Source organism: Sphingobium sp. B11D3D (genome assembly GCF_025961755.1).
Taxonomy (GTDB): Bacteria; Pseudomonadota; Alphaproteobacteria; order Sphingomonadales; family Sphingomonadaceae; genus Sphingobium.
Genome location: NZ_JAOQOG010000001.1, coordinates 1,678,376 through 1,702,061, shown reverse-complemented (window position 1 = coordinate 1,702,061; position 23,686 = coordinate 1,678,376). Strand labels below are relative to the sequence as shown.

Here is a 23,686-nt window from a genome sequence, read left to right as displayed (position 1 = left end):
GCATCGCAGCATCAAACACGTCCTTAGCAGGTTCACGAGCGACACCGGTCAATCTCGAACCGAGGGCCCTTTCGGCACCGCCTGTCGTGTGCAGTAAACCGGCAATGAATCTGCAGCGCGGCACGGAATTGACCGAGCGTGTTCCCGCGATCAGCGTACGCAAGCCTCAGCTCACCCCCCAGCCCTTTTCGGGGAGGCGGACCATTTGCCGAGCCCGCGCCCTTGATTGGCCCGATGTCGTCAGTCCGCCTCAGCGCCGCGAACGATGTGATCGAAAATCGCCGGATGCATCGGTGTCTCGAACTCGCACCCCGCTTCATGGTCGCATACCCAGGTGACGAACGCCTTGCGCCCTTCAAAGCCGGCAAACATCACCCACACTTCCATACCGACCTGAAGCTTCACATAGCTCATCAGGCGGAAGCCGGTGAGCGACATGTCCGAGATCCGGCTTTTGAACCAGCTCTCGCCCTTGCGGCGCACACGGACGCCAATCAAGACCGACTGCCGCGCTGACGAACGAGCGGACGGCTCATTCATTTTGTCTGGAACTGCGCCCATATCGACCTGCCTGCCTGGAACATCGCACGATACGAAAGGGAACCTTACCATCGTCTTAATCATAGGAAGTCCTTCCGGCCCAGCATATGAGGACCCGAAATCGTACATGGGCCTCGACGGGCGACCACCTGCCTATCATCGCTCAAAAATCAGCAGCGCCGGGTTCAGTGTCAGAGCGACGGCTAATTCCCAAATGGTGTCACTGGCGCCGTCGAAGGCCTAAAACCGTTATGCTGATCTGGCGTGTGTGTTTCTGCCACTCGCGCGTGCTGGCCTCACCAGACAAACAACGGTGTTCGTACGCGGTGCGCAGGATCAATGTTTGAAGGCCGACTGGCCACGCCAACGCGGGGGGCGAAGCCCCCTCCGAGGCCGGTCACCACGCCTGGGCACGCCACCCCGGAAGCCCAACAAAAAAAGGGGGCCGAAGCCCCCTTTTCCAAATGCATCCAGATCCGCGACGAAGCGCGTTTCCGCTATGATCAGAACACGCCGCCGTAACGGTCGTTGCCGACGAAGCCGAGCTTGGTCACGCCAGCGCGCTTGATGATGGCGAGCACCTCATCAACCACCACATAACGAGCCGACTGGTCAGGCTCGAACTGCAGTTCAGGCTCCGGGGCCATACGGCTGGTCTGATCGAGATACTGGCGCAGCGTCACCCGGTCGACCGGGGCACCATTCCAGTAGATCGTGCCTGCCGGATCGATGGTCAGGCGATTCTTGACCGGGTCGATCGTGTTCTGCGGCGCGTCCGCATTCTGCGGAAGGTCGATCTTCACCGCGTGGGTCTGGATCGGGATCGTGATAATGAACATGATGAGGAGCACGAGCATGACGTCGATCAACGGCGTCGTGTTCATTTCCATCATCGGCTCGCCGTCGTCGCGGCCACCACTCATTGCCATGGGACTGGTCTCCTAAACTTGGGCGTCAGAGGCGACGGACGGAAATCGAAGCCGGGTCAGGCTCAGAAATGAAGCCAACCTTCGGATAGCCGGCGCGCTGCATCGTGAAGATCGTGCCACCGATGCACCGGTACGGCGTATCGATGTCTGCACGGATGTGCGCTTCGGGCAGATCGTCGGGGTTCATGTTCTCCACGCCACCGGCCTTCTCGATATCCGCTTCCAGCTTCTTGACAGCGCGGTTGAGAAGATCGCCGGCCGTGACCTTGGTCACGTTCCAGTACACTTCGCACTGCCCATCCACTGCGCGAACCGTAAGGCTCACATTTTCCGGCTTCGTGGTCGTTGGCTCGAAGGCGATCTTCGGCAGCTTCACGTCCACTGTCTGGATCACCACCGGAATTGCGATGAGGAAGATGATGAGAAGCACCAGCATGACGTCCACGAGAGGCGTCGTGTTGATGTCCGACATCGGGGTGTCATCACCACCACCCCCAGAGCTAATTGCCATCGATCAAAATCCTAACTCTTGGCTTTGGAAGCACGCACGTCCTTGCGGAGGCTTGATGTGGCGACCGCTCGAGGATCGCCACACCTGCTTCATTTGATAGCTCAGGCCTTGGCGGCAGCCGGCTTGGCAGCGGGCGCGGCCGGTGCAGCAACCACGGTCGGACGGACCGCACCGTTGGACACCATGTAGCCAAGCAGGTCGTTGTTGAAGCCGCTCAGGTCTTCAGCAATCGACTTGTTACGACGCTGCAGCCAGTTGTAGGCAAGCACCGCCGGAACGGCCACGGCCAGACCCAGCGCGGTCATGATCAGAGCTTCACCGACCGGGCCGGCAACGGCGTCGATCGAGGCCTGACCGGACGCACCGATCTTGATGAGCGCGCGGTAAATACCGATAACCGTACCGAACAGACCGATGAACGGCGCGGTCGCACCGACGGTCGCGAGGAACGCGAGGCCACCGCCGAGCTTGGAGTTGATGGCAGCTTCCGAACGCGCGAGCGAAGCGTGCATCCAGTCATGCGCCTCGACCGGATCGGTCAGCTTGGCATGCTGTTCCTGCGCCATGATGCCGTCGTCGACCAGCTGCTTGTAGGCGCTGTTCTTCTCGAGCTTGGCCGAACCCTCCTTGAGGGTCGCCGAACGCCAGAACGTGGTACGGACCTTCTTGGCCTGGCCGATCACCTTCTGCTGCTCGATGAGCTTCGAGAACAGAATGAAGAACGAGAACACGGACATGCCGCAAAGAATGATGAAAACGGTCCAGGCGATCACGCCGCCCTGCTCGAGGGCTTCCATGAGACCGTAAGGGTTATCGGCCGGCGCAGCGGCTGCGGACAAATAAATCAACATTCGTGTATTCCTCTCAAACCAGTCGGTGAATGGGCCGTCCCTCGCCCCGGTTCGGGACGGCCGAAATCAGGATTAACGTTCAAGCTTCCAGACCACGCGGCGCGAGCTGCTCGACTTGATCGGATTGCCGGCTTGATCGAGCGCGGGAGAATAACGTCCCCGGCGCGTGATCAGGCTGCAAGCGGTTTCGTCGAGGTCCTTGCGGCCGCTCGATGCGGTCACCCGGCAATTTTCGACGCGCCCCTGGGCATTGATATCCCAAGCGATCGTCACCGAACCCTCGGCCTCGTCACGACGAGCACCGGCAGGATAGTCGTCAGACGTAATCCAACTCGCAGGGTTACCCCTGGCACCAGCGGCCTTGCTGACAACCGGCGCAGGCGGCGGCGGTGGTGCAGGCGGAGCCGGCGGCGGCGGCGTGGGAGGCGGCGGCGGCGCCAGAACCGGAGCCGTGCTCGGCAGCGAAATCATCGGCGGCGGCGCTGTGGGCGGCGGCGGCGGTGGCGGCGGCATGTCTGGCGGAGGCGGAGGCGGTGGCGGCGGCTCCTCCTCTGGCGGCGGCGGCTCCTCTGCCACGTCGATGACGTTCAGCTGTTCTGCAGCCTGCTTGACATACTTGATGCCAAGCCCCGTCACAAACGCATAACCGAGGATCGCGTGAATGATTGCCACGATGATAAGAGAAACCGTCCTACCGGACGATTGTGACTGGTCAGCATAGGCCATTCAGCAATGACACTCCCTAGCTCGATACAGCGCTGACAATCAGACCACGAATCGACGAAATGCCGTAAAGCACGACGTCTTCCGTGCGATACTGATCGCTCGGGCTCCTAAATTCCGAGGCATGTCCTATCGTGGCAAAACGTGTGAAGCAAACGCTTTGTTGACGGTGGTCACCTCTGCTTAACCCCCTATGTTAGAGGCTGAGGAAGGCCTATCAGGAGAATTGCGTATGACCGACACAATCCGACGCCCAAAGGCCCGATCCAAACTGTTGGCAATCGGTTGCAGCGCCCTGTTGACAGCCGCTTTCCCCTTTATTTCCACTTCCGCTACGGCACAGGTGGCAGAATCGCCAGAGCCGGCAAGCTTGAGTTACGCGAGGATGGCCGAACTGGTATCGTCATCCCCCACGGTGGCGCGCATTACCGTGCGTTCTATCGTCGTCCTCAAGCGCGAGCGCGCGCCCGATCTGCCGGAAACGCGGAGCCGTTTTTACGTCCAGGCTGAAACGCTCGGCTTGATTCGCAGCGATGGCGTGATGTCCAAGCGAATCTCTTTCCTCGTGGACGGCTCAGCGGAAAATGCCCGACGCCCCAACCTCAAGAACAAGATTTTTCTCGCTTTCGGCAAAGTCGGCCAGCAGGTGAGCGAGTTCCAGTTGAGCGCGAGCACAGCGCTCGTGCCCTGGACCCCCGCCAACGAGGCGCTGGCGCGGAAAGTGATCGCGGATCTTTCCGCCCCCGGCGCACCAGCGCCGGTCACAGGGGTCACCTCCGCCTTCCATGTGCCGGGCGCGATTGTGGGCGAAGGTGAGACTCAGATCTTCCTCGGCACGGCGGACGGCTCGCCGATTTCACTGTCGGTGATCCGCAGACCGCAGGAGCAACCGCATTTCAGCGTGTCGCTGGGCGAGGTTGTGGATGATTCGGCGAAGCTCCCCGAGCGGGACACCTTGCTGTGGTATCGCCTCGCGTGCAGCCTGCCCGACCAGCTCCCGCCCTTGTCCCTCACCGAACTGGCGCGCAACGATGCGGAAGCCGCCAGTCGCGATTACAGCGCATTCCGGGCCGCACTGGGACCATGCGACCGCACGCAAACGCCGGTCATTTAGGCAGAGGGCTCTTTCCTGTACGGGATTACCCGCTATGAGCGGCGGCGGACCTCCGTGCGACCGCCGCTCACACCTTTTTGCAGGACATGATTATGACCGACGCCTCTTCCCGCCCCCTTCGCCTCGCCATCGTCGGCTTGGGAACCGTGGGCGCCGGTGTCATTCGCCTGCTGGAGACCAATCGGGATCTGATTGCCCGGCGTGCAGGCCGCCCGATCGAGGTGGTCGCCATTTCCGCGCGGGACCGCAGCAAGGATCGCGGACTTGATCTCTCCGCCTATGAATGGGTCGACGACATGGCGACCCTCGCGCAGCGCGAGGACATCGACACGGTCGTTGAACTGATCGGCGGCGCGGATGGCCCGGCCCTGACGCTGGCCCGCCAATGCCTGAGCCAGGGCAAGCCTTTCGTTACCGCCAACAAGGCAATGATCGCCCATCACGGTCTCGATTTGGCACATGAGGCCGAGCGGAGCGGCGTTGCGCTGAAATATGAAGCGGCCGTCGCGGGCGGCGTGCCAGTCATCAAGGGCCTGCGTGAGGGCGCCGCTGCCAATCGCATCATGCGGGTCTATGGCATCCTCAACGGCACCTGCAATTACATCCTCTCCACCATGGAACAGCATGGCAGCCCGTTCGACCAGGTGCTGGAGGAAGCGCAGGCCAAGGGCTATGCCGAGGCTGACCCTACCTTCGACATTGACGGTATCGACGCCGCCCACAAGCTGTCGATCCTCGCCAGCCTCGCCTTCGGCACGGAGATCGATTTCGGCTCGGTGGATATCACCGGCATTCGCAATGTCATGGCAGCCGATATCCGCGAGGCCGCCTCGCTCGGGTTCAAGATCAGGCTGGTCGGCATGGCGGAATGCGAGGCGGACGGCAGCGAGAATGTCGGCCTCTTCCAGCGCGTCCACCCCATGCTGGTGCCGCTCGACCACCCGCTTTCCCATGTCGATGGCGCGCTCAACGCTGTCGTGGCGGAGGGCAATTTCGTCGGACGTCTGTTCTTCCAGGGCGCCGGTGCCGGTGAAGGCCCCACCGCCTCCGCCGTGGTCGCAGACGTTATCGACGTGGCGCGCGATGAATATGGTCCTGCCTTCGCCATGCCGGCCGAATGGCTGCAGCGCCAGGTCAAGGCCGATGCCGGGCAGCGCACCGGCCGCGCCTATCTGCGCTTCCAGGTTCAAGATCGCCCCGGCGTGCTGGCGGAAATCACGGCGTCGATGCGGGATTCGGGCGTGTCGATCGAAAGCGTGATCCAGCGGGCCGCCACCGCGGACGAGGGCGTTCTTGTCGCCATCGTCACTCACCCGGGCGCCCTCTCCGCCATCGATGATCTGCTGCGCAGGCTCGGCGGATCGGACAGCCTGTTGGGCGCGCCGATGTTGATGCACATCCTCGACTGACAGGCGGCGACCCCGCGCTTACAGGCCGGGATGCGATATGCGCCCGGCCGCACCGGTAAGACGCTGGCTCATTATCGACATTGCAACAATCCTCGCCTATCGCGTCCCATCAATTCAGCAAAGGATGCCGCAGGATGGGGAAGTCGAATACCGTCGAAGCCAGTTCCGTACTCGATCGGGTACTTGTTCTTGAGATGGTGCGCGTCACCGAGGCCGCCGCGATCGCCGCGTCCAAGCTCGTGGGGCGCGGCGACGAGAAGGCCGCTGACGCTGCTGCCGTCGAAGCGATGCGCAAGGCCTTCGATGGCCTGTACATGGATGGCACGGTGGTGATCGGCGAAGGTGAGCGCGACGAAGCCCCCATGCTGTACATCGGGGAGAAGGTCGGTGGCGCGCCCGGCCGTGGCCCCAAGATCGACATCGCGCTCGATCCGCTGGAGGGCACGACCATCACCGCCAAGGCCGGCCCCAATGCGCTTGCGGTTCTCGCTGCCGCCGAGGAAGGCAATCTGCTCAACGCGCCGGATGTGTACATGGAGAAGCTGGCGGTTGGCCCCGGCTATCCGCCGGATATCATCGACATGCGCAAGAGCGCGACGGAGAATGTCGAGGCCGTGGCCAAGGCCAAGGGCGTGAAGCCCTCCGAGATCATCGTGTGCGTGCTGGATCGCCCCCGCCATGAGAAGCTGATTGCCGAACTGCGCGGCATCGGCTGCGGCGTGGTGCTGATCGGCGACGGCGACGTGGCCGGCGTGATCGCCACGACGGACCCGGACACCACGATCGACATGTACATGGGCTCTGGCGGCGCGCCTGAAGGCGTGCTCGCCTGTGCGGCGCTGCGCTGCGTCGGCGGCCAGTTCAACGGCAAGCTCCTGTTCCGCAACGAGGACGAGAAGGCCCGCGCCCGCAAGTGGGGCATCACCGACCTCGACCGCATCTACAAGCTGGAGGACCTCGCCAAGGGCGACTGCATCTTCGCTGCAACCGGCGTCACCGATGGCTCGCTGCTCGAGGGCGTCAAGCTCCTGCGCGGCGGTAAGATGACCACGAACAGCGTCGTGATGCGCGCCTCGTCCGGCACGGTCCGCTGGGTCAAGGGCGAGCACCGCGCCCGCGACTGACGCACCGAGTATTCAGAGACTGAACCGCCTGCCTGCGTTCGCGCATGACGGGCGTTTTGGTATCTGACGCCCGTTCGCTCTACTTCTTGAGGCGATATCCGGTCTTGAACATCCAGGCGATTACCGCGAGGCAGATGACCAGCATCGCGCTGACGAACGCCACGGAGACGCCCATCGCGACATCGCCCTTCCCGAAGAAGGTCCAGCGGAACCCGCTGATCAGATAGACCACCGGATTGAACATGGTGATCGTCCGCCAGGGCTCGGGCAGCATATGGATCGAGTAAAACGCGCCGCCCAGAAAGGTCATCGGCATGACGACGATCAGCGGGATGACCTGCAACTGCTCGAAACTCTGCGCCCAGATGCCCAGGATGAACCCGAACAGGCAAAAGCTGATCGCGATCACCATCATGAACAGGAGCATCGCGGCAGGGTGCGCGATGGGCAGATCGACGAACAGATGCGCCGTCGCGAGAATCACCAGCCCGATGATCATCGACTTGGTCGCCGCCGCGCCCACATAGGCGATGATCGTCTCCAGCGCGGAAATGGGCGCGGAGAGCAGCTCGTAGATCGTGCCGCTATATTTGGGCATGTAGATGCCGAAGCTGGCATTGAAGATGCTCTCCGTGAACATCGACAGCATGATGAGGCCCGGCACAATGAACGCGCCATAGGGAATCCCGTCGACCTCAGTCATCCGCGAGCCGATGGCGCTGCCGAACACCACGAAATAGAGCGTGGTGGTCAACGCCGGCACGACCAGCCCCGTCATCAGCGTGCGCTGAAAGCGGTGCAGCTCGAACAGATAGATCGCGCGGATCGCGTGGATATTGATGCCGCTCATGCCGCCTGCTCCGACCGGGCCGTGGGCTTGTGGACAAGATCCACGAAAATGTCCTCCAACGAGCTTTCCTTGGTATTGAGGTCCTTGTAGCCGATGCCGAGGGCGCTCAGCTGGCCGAGCAGCGCCGAGATCCCGGTGCGCTCGGCCTGGCTGTCGAACACATATTCAAGCTCGGCGCCGTCGCTCTCCAGAGTCACGCGCCAGTCAGACAGGGCAGCAGGCACAGCCGACATCGGCTCATTGAGCGTGATCCGCAGCGTCTTCTTGCCCAGCTTCTTCATCAGCCGCGCCTTGTCTTCCACGAGGATCAGCTCGCCGCCGGTGATGACCCCCACGCGATCGGCCATGTCCTCGGCTTCCTCGATATAATGGGTCGTGAGGATGATCGTCGCGCCATTGTCCCGCAGCTGGCGGACCAGCGCCCACATGTCGCGGCGCAGTTCCACGTCGACGCCGGCAGTCGGCTCATCCAGAAACAGCAGGCGCGGCTCATGGGCGAGTGCCTTGGCGATCATGACCCGCCGCTTCATGCCGCCGGAAAGCTCCTGCAGCTTGGCGTGGCGCTTGTCCCAAAGCGTCAGGTCGCGCAGCACCCTCTCGATATAGGCATCGTCGCGCGGCTTGCCGAACAGGCCACGGCTGAAGCGCACCGTATCGATCACGCGCTCGAACTGATCGGTCGAGAGTTCCTGCGGCACAAGGCCGATGGTGGCGCGCGTCTGGCGATAATCTCGCACGATATCGTGCCCGCCGACATGCACAGTCCCGCCACTGGCGCGCACAATGCCGCAGATGATGGATATGAGCGTGGTCTTGCCAGCGCCATTCGGCCCGAGAAGCGCGAAGATCTCGCCCTCCTCCACATCGAGATCGACGCTGCCGAGCGCCTTGTGACCGCTGGCATATTGCTTGGTGACGCCGCGGAGCGAGAGGATTGCCGTCATGATAGCGCAGCTACTCCATCGGCCGGGTCTTGCAAAGAGCGGCGAGCGGATAAACGCCGTTCCGCCCGAAAGACGCTGTGCGCAAAATGACGACATCTCGGATGATATCTCCGTTCGTCCTGAGCAGCTGCTGCGCCTGTCGAAGCGGCGTATCGAAGGATTCGATGCTTCGATACGCCTCCTCGGTACGCGCCTGCGGCGCACCTCCGACCCTACCCAGCACGCGGCGAAGACTAACCCCACCCCGATCACGACGCTCCTATCCTTTCCCCCACAAGCTCGGCTAAGGTGGCGCTATGCGCTTTGCTCTGGATATCGATCGATCGCTCACCGGCCGTGCTTGGCGTTGGCGCGGACCTGAGCCCTGCGGCAGCGGCGGCAATCTCGTGGACGATCTGCTGCGCGCGCGGGGGTGCCCGCATGACAGCCTGGAGCGCGAGCGGGCGCCGACCATCCGCAGCTTCCTGCCCGATCCGTCCATCTTCCAGGATATGGACCGCGCCGCCGAGCGGCTCGCCGCAGCCGTTATCGATCGGGAATCGGTCACCATCTTCGGCGATTATGACGTGGACGGCGCGACGAGCGCAGCACTGCTCGTCCGGCTGCTGCGCGAGCTCGGGCTCGATGCCGGCGTTTACATCCCCGACCGACTGATGGAGGGCTATGGCCCATCCGGCGAGGCGCTGGTGGCACTGGCACGCGGCGGTGCCAGCCTTGTCGTCACGGTCGATTGCGGCGCCCAGGCCTTTGCCGCGCTGGAGGCCGCACGTGCCGTGGGGCTGGATGTCATCGTCGTCGATCACCACAAATGCGCCGCCTCGCTCCCCCCTGCCCTTGCGCTGGTCAACCCCAATCGGCTCGATGAGGCCGATGAGGCCGCCGGCCATGGCCATCTCGCCGCGGTCGGCGTCGCCTTCCTGCTCGGCGCCGCGCTGGTGCGCACCTTGCGTGCGCGGGGCTGGTTCGCCGCCCGCCCGGAACCGCGCTTGCTGGACCTGCTCGATCTGGTCGCGCTGGGGACGGTCGCAGATGTGGCGCCTATCCGGGGCCTCAACCGCGCCTTTGTCGCCCAGGGGCTGAAGGCGATGGCGCGGCGCGGCAATATCGGCCTCAACGCCCTGCTTTCCGCAAGCCGGCTGGAGCGTGCACCGCAATGCTCGGACCTCGGCTTTGCCCTGGGGCCCCGCATCAACGCGGGCGGACGCGTGGGCCGCTCGGATCTGGGCGTGCGCCTGCTTACCACCGCCGACCCCGATGAAGCCGCCATGCTCGCCGCAGAGCTCGATCAGCTCAATCAGGAGCGGCGCGCGATCGAGGCGACAGTGCAAGAGGAAGCCGAAGCCCTTCTCGCAGAGCTGGGCGAGCGCTCCGTCGCCGTGATCGCCGGCGATCTGTGGCATCCGGGCGTAATCGGCATTGTGGCCGGGCGCCTGAAGGAAAAGATCACCCGCCCGGCCATCGTCATCGCCATTGACGAGGACGGCATCGGCAAGGGCTCGGGGCGCTCTATCACTGGCGTTGATCTGGGTGCCGCCATTCTGGCCGCCAAGGACCACGGCCTGCTCGTGGCCGGTGGCGGGCATGCCATGGCGGCCGGGCTCACCGTTCGCCGCGAGCATGTGACCGCGCTGGCGGAGTTTCTGGAGGAGCGGCTGCGCGAGGATGTCGCCCGCGCCGCCACCGCGCGCGCTCTCCTCATCGACCTGCTGGTGGCGCCGGCCGGACTGACACCGGAGCTGATCCAATCGATGGAGCAGGCCGGCCCCTTCGGCAATGGCTGGCCCGCGCCCCGCGTTGCGCTGGGGCCGGTGCGCGTCGTCCGCGCCGATATCGTCGGGACGAGCCACGTCCGCGCCATCGTGGCGGGCGAGGATGGCCGCTCGCTGAAGGCCATGGCGTTCCGTCAGGCAGAGACCGAGCTTGGGCAGATGCTGCTCTCCTCCCGCGCCGGCACGCGCTTCTGGCTCGCCGGCCGCGCAAAGATCGACGACTGGGGCTCCCGCCCCGCCGCGGAGCTGCATATCGAGGATCTTGCCATCGCCTGAGCAAATGGCCTTGACCGCGCCAGACCATCCCCGTAAAGGCGCCCTCTCACGGCAGCGATGCACATCGCTCGCTCAGTGGCCCCTTCGTCTAGCGGTCAGGACGCGGCCCTCTCACGGCTGAAACACGGGTTCGATTCCCGTAGGGGTCACCAGCCTTCCCGGCTGGGCAGGCTTGGAAAAGCCCTTCATCTCCCAAAACAGATTCTTGACCTGCGATCATCCCTTCGGTGATCGGATACGCGCATGTGCGGCTCGCGACCGCAAAATTCGTGTGGTGTCAGGGGGCCGGCTACAAGGGGAAAAGACACAGCCGCCAAACCCCTTCCCCAGCGTGGGAAGAGCGAAATCATCGCTACTTGGGGGTGTCAGAAAAATGGTGCCCAGAAGAGGACTCGAACCTCCACGACCTTGCGATCGCCAGCACCTGAAGCTGGTGCGTCTACCAATTCCGCCATCTGGGCACGGGGTAGGACCGGCGCTTTAGGGGGGCTGTTCGGGGGTGTCAACAGCCTCGGACAGATAAGATGGGATTGATGCAAAATATTGTGTTGGGGTCAGCCAGAGAGGCCGTGAATGGCCAGAACGACGATCCAGACAGCGGCGAAAATCGCGATCCAGACGAGGATCATCTTCACCAGATGGTGGAGCGGAAGGCGGCGCAGGGCCAGGCTGCTGCCGACGAGGACGAAGGCCAGGACGAACCAGAGGCTGTGCGCAATCATATCGGTCATGGCCAACTCTCCTGCTGGAACGTGCGCCCGCGAAGGGCGATCAGATCAGGGCGGTCAGACCATCGTAGCCGGGGTCGACGCCTTCGGGAAGCATGGCGCGCAGACGTGCGTAGTCCATGCTGTTATCCATGTGGGTGAGGATGGCACGGCCGGGACGTATCCGCGCGATCGCCTCCAGCGTCAGCGCCAGATGGGCGTGGGTCGGGTGCGGCCGCTCGCGCAGCGCATCGATGACGAGACAATCCACGCCCGCATAGAGCGAGACCATCGCATCGGTCATCTCGTGAAAATCCGTGGCATAGGCCAGCGACCGGCCCCCGTACGAGAATCGGAATCCGCTCGAGGAGATGAAGCCATGGGGCTGATCGACATGGGTGACCGCGATGTCACCCACTGTCACACCCCTGGCGGGCAGATCATGGCCGGCGATCGTCGCGCGATAGCCTTCGCGGCCATCAAACGCATAATCGAACCGGCTGCGCAACGCCGCCATGGTCGCCTGGTGGCCATAGCCCGGCACAGGGGTGCCGCGATAATGCATGATCTGGCGCAGATCGTCGATGCCGTGGCAGTGATCGGCATGGTCGTGGGTCCAGAAGACGGCATCCAGATGCACGACATCGGCCGACAGCATCTGCGCGCGGAAATCCGGGGAGGTATCGACCAGCAACCGCGTGGTCGCACTCTCGACAAGGATCGAGACGCGGGTGCGGCGGTTGCGCGGCTCGGCGGGATCGCACTGCCCCCAATCATTGCCGATGCGCGGAACGCCCGAGGAGGTGCCGCTCCCCAACATGACCAGCTTGAGCGTCATGGCGTCACGCGACCGGCACGGCGCGGGAGAACAGGGTGAAGAAGTTGTGCGTCGTTGCCTGCGTCAGCGCCTCCAGAGGCTCGCCACGAAGATCGGCCAGGAAGCGCGCGGTATCGGCGACGAACGCCGGTTCGCAGGGCCGTCCGCGGTGCGGCACCGGCGCGAGGAAGGGCGAATCCGTCTCCACCAGCAAGCGATCGGCCGGAATGCGCGCCGCCGTCTGCTGCAATGCCTTGGCGTTCTTGAAGGTCACGATGCCGGAAATGCTGATGAACAGGCCGAGGTCCAGCGCGATATCGGCAAAGGCATCGCTGGCGGTGAAGCAGTGGATCACTCCGGTGAATGTCCCCTGCCCCATCTCGTCCCGCAGAATAGCGGCGGTGTCCGCCTCGGCATCGCGGGTATGGATGATGATCGGCAGACCGGTCTCGCGCGCGGCGGCGATATGGGCGCGAAAGCTCGTCTGCTGCTGGACGCGATCGCTATGGTCGTAATAATAATCCAGCCCGGTCTCGCCGATACCGACGACACGGGGATTGGCCGCAGCGGCCACAAGCTTGGCGGTATCGACATGGGCATGGCTGTCCGCCTCATGCGGATGAATGCCGACGCTCGCCCAGACGTCCGCCTCGCGCTCGGCCAGTCCGATAATCGCGGCCCACTCCCGCTCGCGGGTGGAGATGTTGAGCATCGTGCCCACCCCCGCCGCACGCGCACGGGCGAGGACGGCGGGCTGATCCTCCACCAGCCCCTCATAATTGAGGTGACAATGGCTATCGACGAGCATCAGGCTTCCGCTGCGGGGGGTTCAAGGCGGGGGAAGAGCGGCTGCTGCGGGCCGACGACATGGCCGCTCGCGCGCAGCGGCGTGTACCAGTCCGTGCCGATGGCGCTGAAGGTGCGCGCATCCTGGGGCAGCCCCATGCGGTCGAGCAGTTCCTCTGCGCTGCGCGGGATGACCGGCAGTGCCGAGACGGCCAGGGTGGCAATACAGACGTAGAGCGTCGCCAGCACGGCCTCCATACGGGCCGGATCGGTCTTGCGGAGCGCCCAGGGCGCCTGCGCATCCACATAGGCATTGCAGGCATAGGCCGCGCGCAGCCAGGCCTGGATCGCCTCGTGCGGGGCGAAGCGCTCGAATGCGCCCGGAACATCCTGCATGGCAATCTGCCGCACCTGCGCCAGCAAGGCCTCATCATCGGCATTGGGTGCCGGTGTGGGCACGCGGCCTTCCAGATTCTTGGCAATGAAGCTCAGCACGCGCTGGGCGAGATTGCCGAAGGCGTTGCCAAGCTCGGTATTCGATTTATGAACAATGGCTTCCGCGCTATAGCTGCCATCATTGCCGAAGCCGACCTCGGCCAGCAGGAAGTAGCGCAGCGGATCGACGCCGAAGGCCTCGGCCAGCTCGACCGGATCGGCAACATTCCCCAGTGACTTGGACATCTTCTCGCCGCGGTTGAGCAGGAAGCCGTGGCCGAACACCGTTTTCGGCAAAGGCAGTTTCGCGCTCATCAGGAAGGCCGGCCAGTAGACCGTGTGGAAGCGTACGATATCCTTGCCGATGATGTGGACGATGTCGCCCCCTTCCGCCCAGTAGCGCGCCATGCGTTCTGGATCAGAGGGATAGCCGCAACCTGTGAGATAGTTTGTGAGCGCATCCACCCACACATACATGACGTGATCCGGCGAGCCGGGGACCTTCACGCCCCAATCGAAGCTGGTGCGCGAGACAGACAAATCGCGCAGCCCGCCCTCGACGAAACGGAGGATCTCGTTGCGGCGGCTTTCGGGCTGAATGAAGTCCGGCTGATCGCGATACAGCGCGAGCAGGCCGTCCTGATAGGCCGAGAGGCGGAAGAACCAGCTTTCCTCGACAGTCCATTCGACCGGCGTGCCCTGCGGGGAGAGCTTTTCCCCGCCATCGCTGAGGCTTAGCTCGCTCTCATCATAATATGCCTCATCGCGGACTGAGTACCAGCCTTCATAGCGATCCAGATAAAGGTCGCCATTGTCGACCATCGCCTGCCAGATGGCCTGGCTTGCGGTATGATGGGCCGGCTCACTGGTGCGGATGAAGCGATCATAGCTAATGTTCAGAAGATCATCCATCTCCCTGAAATAGCCTGACATCTCATCGGCCAGCGCGACAGGCTCGACCCCGCGCGCACGGGCGGCCTGCGCCATTTTGAGGCCATGCTCGTCGGTGCCTGTCTGGAAGAACACGTCCCGCCCCATCATCCGGGCCGCGCGGGCGAAGGCGTCCGTCGCGATTGCTTCATAGGCATGGCCGATATGAGGGCGGCCATTGGGGTAACTGATCGCCGTGGTAATGGTGAAGGGTTTGGGCATGATGTCCTGCTGGATAAGGGCCGTCTGAGGCGCGGCTTTCGCTTGCGGCTTCTCTAGCCGGGTACAGGGAGGATGCCTAGACTCCTCTCCGACCTCCCAGCACAGCGCCGCGCGGAAAGCCGTGACCTATAGCAGCGAGCGGATCTGATCCACGCACAACACCGCAAATAACAGCGAAGCCAGCCCCAGCATCAGGTTCGACCACCAGCCCGAGCGCCATTGCGCTGGCACGGCTTTCGAATTCAGCAGCCACATGAGCGTGACGGCGAGGAAGGGCATGAAGAAGGCGCCGAACGCGCCATAAGCGATGATGAGCGCAAAAGGCTGGCCCAGAAACAGCAGGAGCATGGGCGGGAAGGTGAGCCAGAGGACATAGAAGCGGAAGGCCGGCGTCCGGTCCAGCGTCGCCGCGATGGCCGGATCATGCACGGCAGTCTCCCCCGCTCGCTCCGCCCGGATACTGCGGACGAAGTCCGCGAACAGCAGCGACACGCCTTGCCAGACGCCGAGCACCGACGAAAAGGTCGTCGCCGCGAACCCGATGAGGAACAAGGTCGCCACGGTGCGCCCGAAGCGCGCTTCCAGCACCGCCCCCAGATCGAGCAGGCCCCGATCACCGCCGGAAAGCGCGATCTGCGCGGTGTAGAGCAGTTCGGCACCGACGATGAGCATGGCTATCACGAAGACCCCTGTCGCGACATAGGCCACGCGATTGTCGAACCGCATCATCGGGATCCAGGCTGGGGAGCGCCAACCCTTTGCGTTGACCCAATAGCCATAGGCCGCGAGCGTGATCGTGCCGCCGACGCCGCCGATGAGCCCCAAGGTGTAAATGGCCGAGCCCTCCGGCAGCGTGGGCGCGAGGCCGACCAGTGCTGCGTCGAGATCCGGCATGACGAGGATCGCAAGCCCGACAACGACGACGAACATGACGCCGATCAGCAGCTTCATCACGGCCTCGAACGCCGCATAGCGATTGAACAGGACGAACAGCGCGCCGGCGAGGCCCGAGGCCATGCCCCACGCCCAGAACGGCAACAGGCCGGGAAACATCGCAGCGAGCGGCAGCGCAGTCGCGCTCATCGCCGTGCCGCCATACACGAAGCCCCAGATCAGGATGTAGATGCCGAAATACCAGCTCGTCCAATGGCCGAGCGACCGCCAGCCTTGCAGCATCGTCGATCCGGTGGCGAGATGATAGCGCCCGGTCGCCTCGGCCAGCGCGATCTTGATGATGCAGCCGATGACGGCGGCCCAGAGCAACGCATAGCCAAAGCGCGCGCCGGCAACGAGCGTGGCGACGAGATCGCCGGCACCGACGCCGGTCGCGGCCACGACGATGCCGGGGCCGAGCCGTTTCCAGCGCTCCAGTCCGACGGGCGGGGTTTCGTCTATCGGTGTGGAAGGCAAGTCGGGCGCATCTCGGGTTTGCCTGTGCTCACTCACCATCCTGTCAGTCCCCACACTTGCTGTCCCGCGAGGGGTATAGCGCGATTTTGGCGGTGTGGTGATTTTCCTGCGGAGCGAGCCGATGATGTACGCTTGGATGCGCTCCTGCGAAGGCAGGAGCCTGGGGCGGCTAGGTCCGTCGGTTGTGCCCTGGGCTCCTGCCTTCGCAGGAGCACCCTATGCAGAAAGGCCAGCGAGCAGCTATCGCCCGACGCGCGCCACGGTCTCGCACAAGGTGTAGACCAGCGCACCCGGCTCCAGTTGCAGCGGGGTGACCGCGCCAGCGCCGATACGCTGGGCTTCTTCATAGGCGGCGATGCCCGGCCCGAGACTGGGTGCGGGCGCACCCCGCAGACGGCGGGCAATGTAGCGCGGCACAAGATCGACAAAGGCTTCGAGGCGGGGGCGTGCCGCGACACCCGAGAGCGCGCTCATCAGGCCGGCGCGGGCGCCTTCCCCACCGCGTCCACCCTGCGCGATGGCATCGAGCGCACGCTCCAGCCCGGGCAGATCCAGATCCCGATTGACGATCGCCTGCCCCGGCGATCCCTCGGCACTGGCCGCCAGCGCGGCGCGCTCAGGCTCTGGCACCTCCGGCAGCGCGGTCGCCAGCGCCTGCGCCATGCTCGCATCATCGAGCGGTGCGAAGCGCATCACCCGGCAGCGCGAGCGGATAGTGGGCAGCAGGCGACCGGGCCGATGCGCCACGAGCAGGAAGATCGCACCCGTCGGCGGCTCTTCCAAGCTCTTGAGCAGGGCGTTGGCCGCGCCCGCCTCCAGATCATCCGCGCTGTCGATCAGTACGACCCGCCGGCTGCCCATGGAGGGCGCGCTGTGCAGCAGCCGCGAGAGGCTGCGCACCTGATCGACGGTGATGTTGCGGGCGAGTGCGCCGCTGTCAGTCTTGCTGTCGCGCTCAAGTCGTTCGAGCCGCATGAAATCGGGATGGGCCCCGCCGTCGAAAAGGCGCATGGCCGGGTCGGTGGGGTCCGGTGCGAGCCGGTCGGACGGAACGGGACGACCCGCGCCGCTCACCAGTAGCCGCCGAGCGAAATCATAGGCGATCCCGGCCTTGCCCAGCCCTCGCGGCCCGGCGAAGATCCACCCATGATGGAGCCGGGTCGTCGCGCTGGCCTCGATCAGCGCCGCGATCTGCTCGTCATGGCCGAGCCAGCGCGTCATGGCAGCCAGTCGGCGAGCGCGGCCAGCAGCCGATCGCGCACCGTCTCCATCGATCCGCTGGCATCAATGTCCCGGAAACGCACAGGTTCAGCAGCTGCGAACCGACGAAAGGACTCGGCCACATCGCGGTGAAAACCAGCATCGCGCCCGCCGATCCGGTCCACCGCCCCGGCATCCCGCGTGCCGGCCCGCTCGCTGCTCTCATCGAGCGGCAGGGCGAGGAGCAGGGTGCGATCCGGCAACAGCCCGCCCGAGCCGATGCGGTGAAGGGTCAGAATGTCCTCGTCGCTCAGCGCGCCGCCCACGCCCTGATAGGCACGGCTGCTGTCCAGAAAACGGTCGCAGATCACCCATTTGCCGGCCTCCACGGCCGGCAGAATGGTGCGCTCGGCATGATCGGCCCGGGCCGCAGCGAACAGCAGCGCCTCGGCGCGCACACTCCAGCGATCCGCCGCACCGGAGAGCAGGAGGCCGCGAATGGCCTCGGCCCCCTCGCTGCCACCGGGCTCGCGGGTCAGCACTGTCTCGATGCCGCGTGCCTCAAGCGCCTCCGCGAGCAGACGGGCCTGCGTGGACTTGCCGACGCCCTCCCCGCCTTCCAGCGTGATGAAGCGGCCGCGCGTCATGTCGGTACTCAGCTAAAGAAGGAGAGGAAGCCGTTCCACAGGCGCGCGAAGAAGCCGCCTTCTGCGACAGCTTCCTTGGCTACAAGCGGCAAGGTCTGCGTGGTGCCGTCCCCGGCATCCACCACCAGATGAGCAATCTCCTGCCCCTGCGCGATCGGCGCCTTGATCGGGCCGCGATAGACGACACGCGCCTTGATCTCGCCATTCGCCGCCGCAATCGGCACGGTCGCGACGAGATCGCGCGGCGTCACCAGATCGACCGAGCGTGCCCAGCCGCCCTGAACCTGCGCCTGTCCCAGGGTAACGCCCTTCTTCGCCAGCGGCTTGGACCGCCAGGCCTTGAAGCCCCAGTCCATGAAGCGCACCGATTCCTCCACGCGGCCATTGAAGCTGGTGAGGCCCGCAACGACCATCACGAGACGGCGGCCATTCTGCTGGGCCGAGCCGGTGAAGCCGTAGCCTGCCTCCTCGGTATGGCCGGTCTTGAGGCCATCCGCGCCATCCACACGCCCGAGAATCGGGTTGCGATTGGCCTGGCTGATCTCCGATCCGCCCATGGTCTGGCCCCAGGTGAAGGATTTGACCGTGTAGAATTGCTTGTAGAGGTCCGGCGTCTCGTCCAGCGTGTTGCGGGCCAGCGTCGCGAGATCGCGGGCGGTGGTGTAGGTGCGGCCTTCGTCGGGCCAACCGGTGGTGTTCGCAAAATGGCTGTTGGTCATGCCCAGCCGCTTGGCTTCGGCATTCATGAGATCGGTGAAGGCCTCTTCCGAGCCGGCAATGCCCTCGGCCAGCACCACGCAGGCATCATTGCCCGAGAGCGTGACGATGCCGTGCAGCAGGTTCTCGACCGAGACTTCCTCATTGACGGAGAGGAACATGGTCGAGCCCTGGCTGTGCCACTTGCGCCAGGTTTCCGGACGGACGGTGAACTTCTGGTCGAGCCGCAGCTTGCCCTGCTTGATGAGATTGAACGCCACATGCGCGGTCATCATCTTGGCCATCGAGGCCGGCGGCATCCGCCGGTCCGCATCCTTGTCGAACAGCACCCGGCCGGACGACAGATCGATCATATAGGCCACAGAGGCCTCGGAGGTGTAGCTCGGCGTGTTCGCCTGCGCGGCGGACAGGAAGAGCGGCAGAACGAGGGCAATCGGCAGAAGTGCGCGCATGGGAAAATCCGGTCGTTGACAGGTCATCGCGCGCCCTGCGGGCATCGCGGCTTCGCTTCGTCCTTAGCCATCCGCCATGGCTCTGCCTAGCCCCGGATCAAGGCCGCACCGCATCGGCCAGCAGGCCGACGGACAGCGCGTAGAAGTTCGAGCAATTGTAATCGAGGATCACGCGGTAATTGCCGGTGAGCAGATAGGCCGTCTTGCCCGGGCCATCCGGCTCGATCAGCGTCGCCTGAATGCTGCCATCCGGCCAGGAGCCGCCCTCCGGCGTGATTCCGAGCGCCTGCCACTCGCGCATCGAAAGCCAGCGACTGTGACGACCGAACACGCGCGGGCAGCGAGTGGGATTGAGCGTGCTGGTGATCCGGCCTCGATCGAACCCGGTCGGCAAGCGCACCGCGACGCCCCAAGGCTCGCCCTTGCGCCAGCCGGCGCGCTGGAAATAATTGGCGATGGAGGCCAGCGCATCGGGCTCGCTCGACCAGATATTGGGCGTCCCGTCACCATCGGCATCCACCGCATCGCGCAGATAGACGCTGGGCAGGAACTGCGGATAGCCAAACGCGCCAGCATAGCTGCCGACCAGCCGCTCACGCGGCACGCCGCGCTGCATCATCGCCATCACGGCCAGCAGCTCCGGCTCGAACAGCGCACGCCGGCGCCCTTCATAAGCCAGCGTCGCCAGCGAGCGGAGCAGGTCGAAATCGCCGCTGATCGTGCCGTAATTGGTCTCATGGCCGTAAATCGCGACCATGATCTCCTCCGGTACGCCCGTATCGCGCTCGATCGCCACCAGCAGCGCGCGATTGGCATTATAGACGGCGCGGCCGCGGGCAATCTTCCGCGCATCGATATGGCGCTGGCGATACGGCTCGAAATCGGGAATCGGGGCATTGTCAGCTGTCGGCAAATTGCCGCGATCCAGGGCCGCGACGCGCGGATTGAAGCTCAGCCCAGCAATTGCACGGTCGAATGTCGCATCGCTCACGCCCTGCGCCCGCGCCTTACCCCGCAGGCTCTCCAGATAGCCGGTGAACCCGGCCGCCGTCTGCGCATCCACCGGATCGTTCGATGATGGCAGCGCCTGCGCATTTGCAGGAACCTGCGCCGCGAGGGATAGACCAAGAGCGAGACCGCATAGCGGCAGGAGCCGACGGCGAAGCGAGTGCGTTGTCATCGGTGCATATTGGCAGAGTTGACGCACGGCGCGCAAGGCAAGCCTCCGCAATTGGACGCATCGCCCCTGCGACGAACCGCCCGCGCAACAATCCCTCGCTCGCGCGGGCTTCCTTTGCTGAACAGTTTCGATTAGGGCGCGGGACAACGGACAGGTGGCCGAGTGGTTTAAGGCAGCGGTCTTGAAAACCGCCGTGGGTGGAAGCTCACCGTGGGTTCGAATCCCACCCTGTCCGCCAAATCTTCTCACGCGGACTTTCTCTTCCGGTCGCTATTCTTTGGCGGCAGCGGATCGTGCGCCACCCCGCTTGCCCACATGTCCAAAAGTTCATGCAGGCGCCATGCTCCGGTTCGGTGCGCGGGGCCATAAGGGGCTTGCGATCCACGAAGGGTCGCTTGTTGAAGGAGATACCCTCATGAACCGTCGCCTGATCATTGCCGGCCTGGCATCCCTCGCAGCCATTGCCACGCCGGTTGTCGCGTCGGCCAAGACGGCACCGGCGAAGGAAAGCCCTCACAAGGTGTCCAAGCCCGCCAAGCCGGCCAAGAGCACGACGACTGCATCGCTCGCTGCCCCGGCCAAGAGCACGACCGACAAGAAGTGACCCCCGTCACCGGAGCCATGCCGTCCCTCCCCTTGCCCGCATGGCTCCGGTCGACTGCTTCATCGAGACAGGCATGATCCTGTCGGCAGCGGAAGCAGACCGAAGGCCGCTCAGCCTCCCAAGCCGATGAGAATTCCAACCGCGAACAGACCATGGCGGCGGGTGAAACGGACCTGACCGCCATGCATGCGCGCCACGGCCGCGACGAGCGATAATCCAAGCCCTGCGCCCGCCTGCCCGCGCGCGGCATCCAGCCGACCGAAGCGCCGCAAAGCCTCTGCTTCCCGATCCGGCGCGATCCCCCGGCCTTCATCGGCAAGACCGATGATCACGTCTGCGCCCTCGCGATCCAGATACAGCGTCATCGCACCCGCGCCGTATTTGAGCGCATTGTCGAGGAGGTTCGCGATCGCCTGCCCTAGCAGTTCGCGATGGACGCTGACCTCGATCGGCCGCTCGATTGCGATGGAAAGGCTGCGGCCTTGCTCCTCGACAAGTGGCGCGTACAAGTCTTCCAGATCGGCGAACATCTCGCCCAGCAGCGTGGGCCGGAAGCGCTCGCGCCCGATGCCCGCTTCTGCGCGGCTGATCTCCAGCGCGGTGGTGAGCATGGCGAGCAACTGGTCCGCCTCGCGGCTGATGCCCTCGATGGCCGCGCGCATCGCGGCCGGATCGTCCGTCTCCAGCGCCCGGTCGATTCGTGCGCGCAGGCGGGTCAATGGCGAGCGCAGATCGTGCGCCATGCTATCGGTGACCGTGCGCAGTTCGCCGATCAGGCTGCCGATCCTGTCCAGCATCCCATTGATCGCCTCCCCCAACCGGTCGAAGCTGTCCCCGGAACCGTGCAGCGGCACGCGCTGCTCGATATCACCCGCGCTGACGCCCTCTGCCGTCGCGGCGATGTGTCCGATCCGCCGATCGATGATCTGCACCACGAACCAGGCGCCGGCGAGCGCGAGCGGCAAAGCGAGCGCCAGCGCGGTCAGCAGGGCCTCGTGGACGGTCTGGCGGATTTGATCGCTGGCCTCGGCGCGGCGGCCGACGAGCAAGCGGCGCCCATCGCCCAGCCGCGCGGCGGTGATGCCGAAGGGGGCAGGCTCTGCATCTCCCAGCCGATAAAGCTCGGCGCGCGTCCAGCCCGCCTCGGCCGTGACATTGGGCGGCCAGTCCGAGAGGTTTCCCCCCACTTTGCGCCCGTTGCGATCCACGAGCAGAATGAGGGCATCGTCATCTTCCGCCGTTCGCTCGGCGATCGCCCGGTTCAGCGCCTGCGCACCTTCGTCCCGGCCGATCATCAGCAGGCTGTCGCGATCCTCAACGGCGATGCTGCGGTCGGCCGCCGCGAGGTCGGCGCGCACGAACTGCGTGACCGAGGCCAGCAATGCCGCGCCGAAGACCAGCTCCAGCAGCAATATCCAGCCCATGAAGCGGACATGCGACGAGCGCAGCCAGCGCAGGCCCGCCCCGGATGCGACACCCGGTCGACTCATTCGCCCAGCCGGTAGCCCGCGCCGCGCACGGTGTGGATCAGCGGGACGTCGCCCTCGGTATCGATCTTCCGTCGCAAGCGGCTGACATGCACGTCGATGACGTTGGTGCCGGGGTCGAAATGATAATCCCACACGCCTTCGAGCAGCATCGTGCGGGTGACGACCTGCCCTGCGTAACGCATGAGATATTCGAGCAGCCGGAACTCGCGCGGCTGAAGCTCGATGCGTCGGCCGCCGCGCTGTACCGTGCGCTTGAGCAGGTCCATGTGGAGATCGCTGCAGGCAAGGGTCGTCTCCACGGATGTACCATGGCCGCGCTTGCGCATCAGCAGTTCCAGCCGGGCGAGCAGTTCGGCAAAGGCGAAGGGCTTGACCAGATAATCGTCGGCACCCGCCGTCAGCCCCGTCACGCGGTCGTCGACGGAGCCGAGCGCGGTGAGCAGGATCACTGGTGTTTCGATGCCGGCAGCACGCAGCGCACCCAGCACGGCCATGCCATCCATGCCCGGCAGCATCCGGTCGAGAATAATCGCGTCGTAGCCACCATCGGTCGCCATGAAGAGGCCGTCGCGTCCATCCGCGCTGTGATCGCCGACATGGCCGTGCTCCGCCAGCCCCTTCAGGATGAACTCGGCCGTCGCACGATCATCTTCAATCAGGAGTATTTTTCTGCCCATTCCACCGTCCCTGCCGCCATCAATTGCCGCATCGCCGAGCGCGGGCCTCATATCGCACGGCGCCATGCGCCAGCGATAGCGGAATGTCGCAATGGGCGGGGTCGTCGATCATGTGCCGCGCCACGCCGAGCCTTCGCACTGCATGCCCATCCACAGCGCGCAATTGATCGCCCACCGCGATCGGCCCGCCCCCTGCCTGCCCGTCCCGCAGGCTGGTCACAACGATCCGGCCAGCCTTGTCCTCGCCCAGCGTAAACCCGGCATGCGCAGCATGGCGAGGCGCGGCCGCGGACGGGGGCACGAGGTGAGAGGACAGCAAGGGTGGCGCTCCCGCCAGCGGAACGAGAAAGATATAGAGGAGGCGGTTCGGGA

Annotated in this window: 24 protein-coding genes and 3 tRNA genes; 7 read left to right on the top strand and 20 right to left on the bottom strand. The window is 64.8% G+C overall.

Annotated elements, in window-relative coordinates; translation table 11 throughout:
* Positions 1-240: 240 nt before the first annotated feature.
* From M2334_RS08040 to M2334_RS08020, 5 genes are all read right to left on the bottom strand, one after another.
* Positions 241-561 carry a PilZ domain-containing protein gene (locus tag M2334_RS08040; RefSeq protein ID WP_264606054.1) on the bottom strand — a complete coding sequence of 107 codons (321 nt, stop codon included), beginning with the start codon at positions 559-561 and terminating at the stop codon, positions 241-243.
* Positions 562-1,043: 482 nt separating this feature from the next.
* Entirely contained in the window at positions 1,044-1,469 is a 426-nt protein-coding gene (locus M2334_RS08035; protein WP_181559759.1) for an ExbD/TolR family protein, read from the bottom strand.
* A 25-nt stretch (positions 1,470-1,494) separates the two neighbouring features.
* A complete protein-coding gene (locus M2334_RS08030; RefSeq protein ID WP_181559760.1) occupies positions 1,495-1,980 on the bottom strand; it encodes an ExbD/TolR family protein in 486 nt (161 codons plus the stop codon).
* 101 nt (positions 1,981-2,081) lie between these two features.
* Entirely contained in the window at positions 2,082-2,831 is a 750-nt protein-coding gene (locus tag M2334_RS08025; RefSeq protein ID WP_181559761.1) for a MotA/TolQ/ExbB proton channel family protein, read from the bottom strand.
* A gap of 72 nt (positions 2,832-2,903) precedes the next feature.
* Positions 2,904-3,557: an energy transducer TonB gene (locus M2334_RS08020; protein ID WP_181559762.1), complete on the bottom strand. Its 654-nt coding sequence runs from the start codon at positions 3,555-3,557 to the stop codon at positions 2,904-2,906.
* Positions 3,558-3,786: 229 nt separating this feature from the next.
* Here M2334_RS08020 and M2334_RS08015 point away from each other — a divergent pair, with 229 nt between their 5' ends.
* The 3 genes from M2334_RS08015 (at position 3,787) to glpX (ending at position 7,201) form a co-directional block, all read left to right on the top strand.
* Positions 3,787-4,668: a hypothetical protein gene (locus M2334_RS08015; RefSeq protein ID WP_264605174.1), complete on the top strand. Its 882-nt coding sequence runs from the start codon at positions 3,787-3,789 to the stop codon at positions 4,666-4,668.
* 92 nt (positions 4,669-4,760) lie between these two features.
* On the top strand, positions 4,761-6,077 hold the full coding sequence (locus tag M2334_RS08010; protein ID WP_264594413.1) for a homoserine dehydrogenase: 1,317 nt from the start codon (positions 4,761-4,763) through the stop codon (positions 6,075-6,077).
* A 134-nt stretch (positions 6,078-6,211) separates the two neighbouring features.
* Entirely contained in the window at positions 6,212-7,201 is a 990-nt protein-coding gene (glpX, locus tag M2334_RS08005; protein ID WP_181559765.1) for a class II fructose-bisphosphatase, read from the top strand.
* 79 nt (positions 7,202-7,280) lie between these two features.
* Here the strand turns inward: glpX and M2334_RS08000 are convergent, their stop codons facing one another.
* A complete protein-coding gene (locus tag M2334_RS08000) occupies positions 7,281-8,051 on the bottom strand; it encodes an ABC transporter permease (RefSeq protein WP_264572906.1) in 771 nt (256 codons plus the stop codon).
* Entirely contained in the window at positions 8,048-8,995 is a 948-nt protein-coding gene (locus tag M2334_RS07995) for an ABC transporter ATP-binding protein (RefSeq protein ID WP_264594412.1), read from the bottom strand. The genes M2334_RS08000 and M2334_RS07995 overlap by 4 nt, the downstream gene beginning before the upstream one ends.
* 296 nt (positions 8,996-9,291) lie before the next feature.
* Here M2334_RS07995 and recJ point away from each other — a divergent pair, with 296 nt between their 5' ends.
* Both recJ and M2334_RS07985 read left to right on the top strand, forming a co-directional pair.
* Positions 9,292-11,040, top strand: a complete 1,749-nt coding sequence (gene recJ / locus M2334_RS07990; protein WP_264605173.1) for a single-stranded-DNA-specific exonuclease RecJ — start codon at positions 9,292-9,294, stop codon at positions 11,038-11,040.
* A 77-nt stretch (positions 11,041-11,117) separates the two neighbouring features.
* Positions 11,118-11,192, top strand: a tRNA-Glu gene (locus tag M2334_RS07985).
* A 222-nt stretch (positions 11,193-11,414) separates the two neighbouring features.
* Here M2334_RS07985 and M2334_RS07980 read toward each other — a convergent pair.
* The 10 genes from M2334_RS07980 to M2334_RS07935 all read right to left on the bottom strand — a co-directional run bounded on the left by M2334_RS07980 (position 11,415) and on the right by M2334_RS07935 (position 20,543).
* Positions 11,415-11,501 (bottom strand) — tRNA-Leu (locus tag M2334_RS07980).
* A 93-nt stretch (positions 11,502-11,594) separates the two neighbouring features.
* The gene (locus M2334_RS07975; protein ID WP_264587287.1) at positions 11,595-11,771 is read right to left on the bottom strand and encodes a hypothetical protein; all 177 of its coding nucleotides are present in this window, start codon (positions 11,769-11,771) and stop codon (positions 11,595-11,597) included.
* Between the two features lie 40 nt (positions 11,772-11,811).
* Positions 11,812-12,585 (bottom strand): MBL fold metallo-hydrolase, encoded by a 774-nt coding sequence (locus tag M2334_RS07970; protein ID WP_264605172.1) that lies wholly within the window; start codon positions 12,583-12,585, stop codon positions 11,812-11,814.
* A 4-nt stretch (positions 12,586-12,589) separates the two neighbouring features.
* Positions 12,590-13,372 carry a TatD family hydrolase gene (locus tag M2334_RS07965; protein WP_264587289.1) on the bottom strand — a complete coding sequence of 261 codons (783 nt, stop codon included), beginning with the start codon at positions 13,370-13,372 and terminating at the stop codon, positions 12,590-12,592.
* On the bottom strand, positions 13,372-14,937 hold the full coding sequence (gene metG / locus M2334_RS07960; protein WP_264605171.1) for a methionine--tRNA ligase: 1,566 nt from the start codon (positions 14,935-14,937) through the stop codon (positions 13,372-13,374). The genes M2334_RS07965 and metG overlap by 1 nt, the downstream gene beginning before the upstream one ends.
* A 126-nt stretch (positions 14,938-15,063) precedes the next feature.
* Positions 15,064-16,347: an Nramp family divalent metal transporter gene (locus M2334_RS07955; RefSeq protein WP_264585122.1), complete on the bottom strand. Its 1,284-nt coding sequence runs from the start codon at positions 16,345-16,347 to the stop codon at positions 15,064-15,066.
* Between the two features lie 240 nt (positions 16,348-16,587).
* Positions 16,588-17,568: a DNA polymerase III subunit delta' gene (locus M2334_RS07950; protein ID WP_264605170.1), complete on the bottom strand. Its 981-nt coding sequence runs from the start codon at positions 17,566-17,568 to the stop codon at positions 16,588-16,590.
* Complete coding sequence (gene tmk, locus M2334_RS07945; RefSeq protein WP_264594404.1) at positions 17,565-18,194, bottom strand: dTMP kinase; 630 nt, start codon at positions 18,192-18,194, stop codon at positions 17,565-17,567. The genes M2334_RS07950 and tmk overlap by 4 nt, the downstream gene beginning before the upstream one ends.
* A gap of 8 nt (positions 18,195-18,202) precedes the next feature.
* Complete coding sequence (locus M2334_RS07940) at positions 18,203-19,363, bottom strand: D-alanyl-D-alanine carboxypeptidase family protein (protein WP_264594403.1); 1,161 nt, start codon at positions 19,361-19,363, stop codon at positions 18,203-18,205.
* A 97-nt stretch (positions 19,364-19,460) separates the two neighbouring features.
* A complete protein-coding gene (locus tag M2334_RS07935) occupies positions 19,461-20,543 on the bottom strand; it encodes a lytic transglycosylase domain-containing protein (protein ID WP_264594402.1) in 1,083 nt (360 codons plus the stop codon).
* Positions 20,544-20,691: 148 nt separating this feature from the next.
* Between M2334_RS07935 and M2334_RS07930 the strand changes: the two genes are divergently transcribed.
* A tRNA-Ser gene (locus tag M2334_RS07930) sits at positions 20,692-20,781 on the top strand.
* 177 nt (positions 20,782-20,958) lie between these two features.
* A complete protein-coding gene (locus tag M2334_RS07925; RefSeq protein WP_264587294.1) occupies positions 20,959-21,147 on the top strand; it encodes a hypothetical protein in 189 nt (62 codons plus the stop codon).
* A gap of 110 nt (positions 21,148-21,257) precedes the next feature.
* Here the strand turns inward: M2334_RS07925 and M2334_RS07920 are convergent, their stop codons facing one another.
* The 3 genes from M2334_RS07920 to M2334_RS07910 are packed head-to-tail and all read right to left on the bottom strand — an operon-like array spanning position 21,258 to position 23,615.
* Positions 21,258-22,637 (bottom strand): sensor histidine kinase, encoded by a 1,380-nt coding sequence (locus M2334_RS07920; RefSeq protein WP_264605169.1) that lies wholly within the window; start codon positions 22,635-22,637, stop codon positions 21,258-21,260.
* Positions 22,634-23,314 (bottom strand): winged helix-turn-helix domain-containing protein, encoded by a 681-nt coding sequence (locus M2334_RS07915; protein WP_264605168.1) that lies wholly within the window; start codon positions 23,312-23,314, stop codon positions 22,634-22,636. The genes M2334_RS07920 and M2334_RS07915 overlap by 4 nt, the downstream gene beginning before the upstream one ends.
* Before the next feature lie 19 nt (positions 23,315-23,333).
* Positions 23,334-23,615 (bottom strand): hypothetical protein, encoded by a 282-nt coding sequence (locus M2334_RS07910; RefSeq protein WP_264605167.1) that lies wholly within the window; start codon positions 23,613-23,615, stop codon positions 23,334-23,336.
* Positions 23,616-23,686 lie beyond the last annotated feature (71 nt).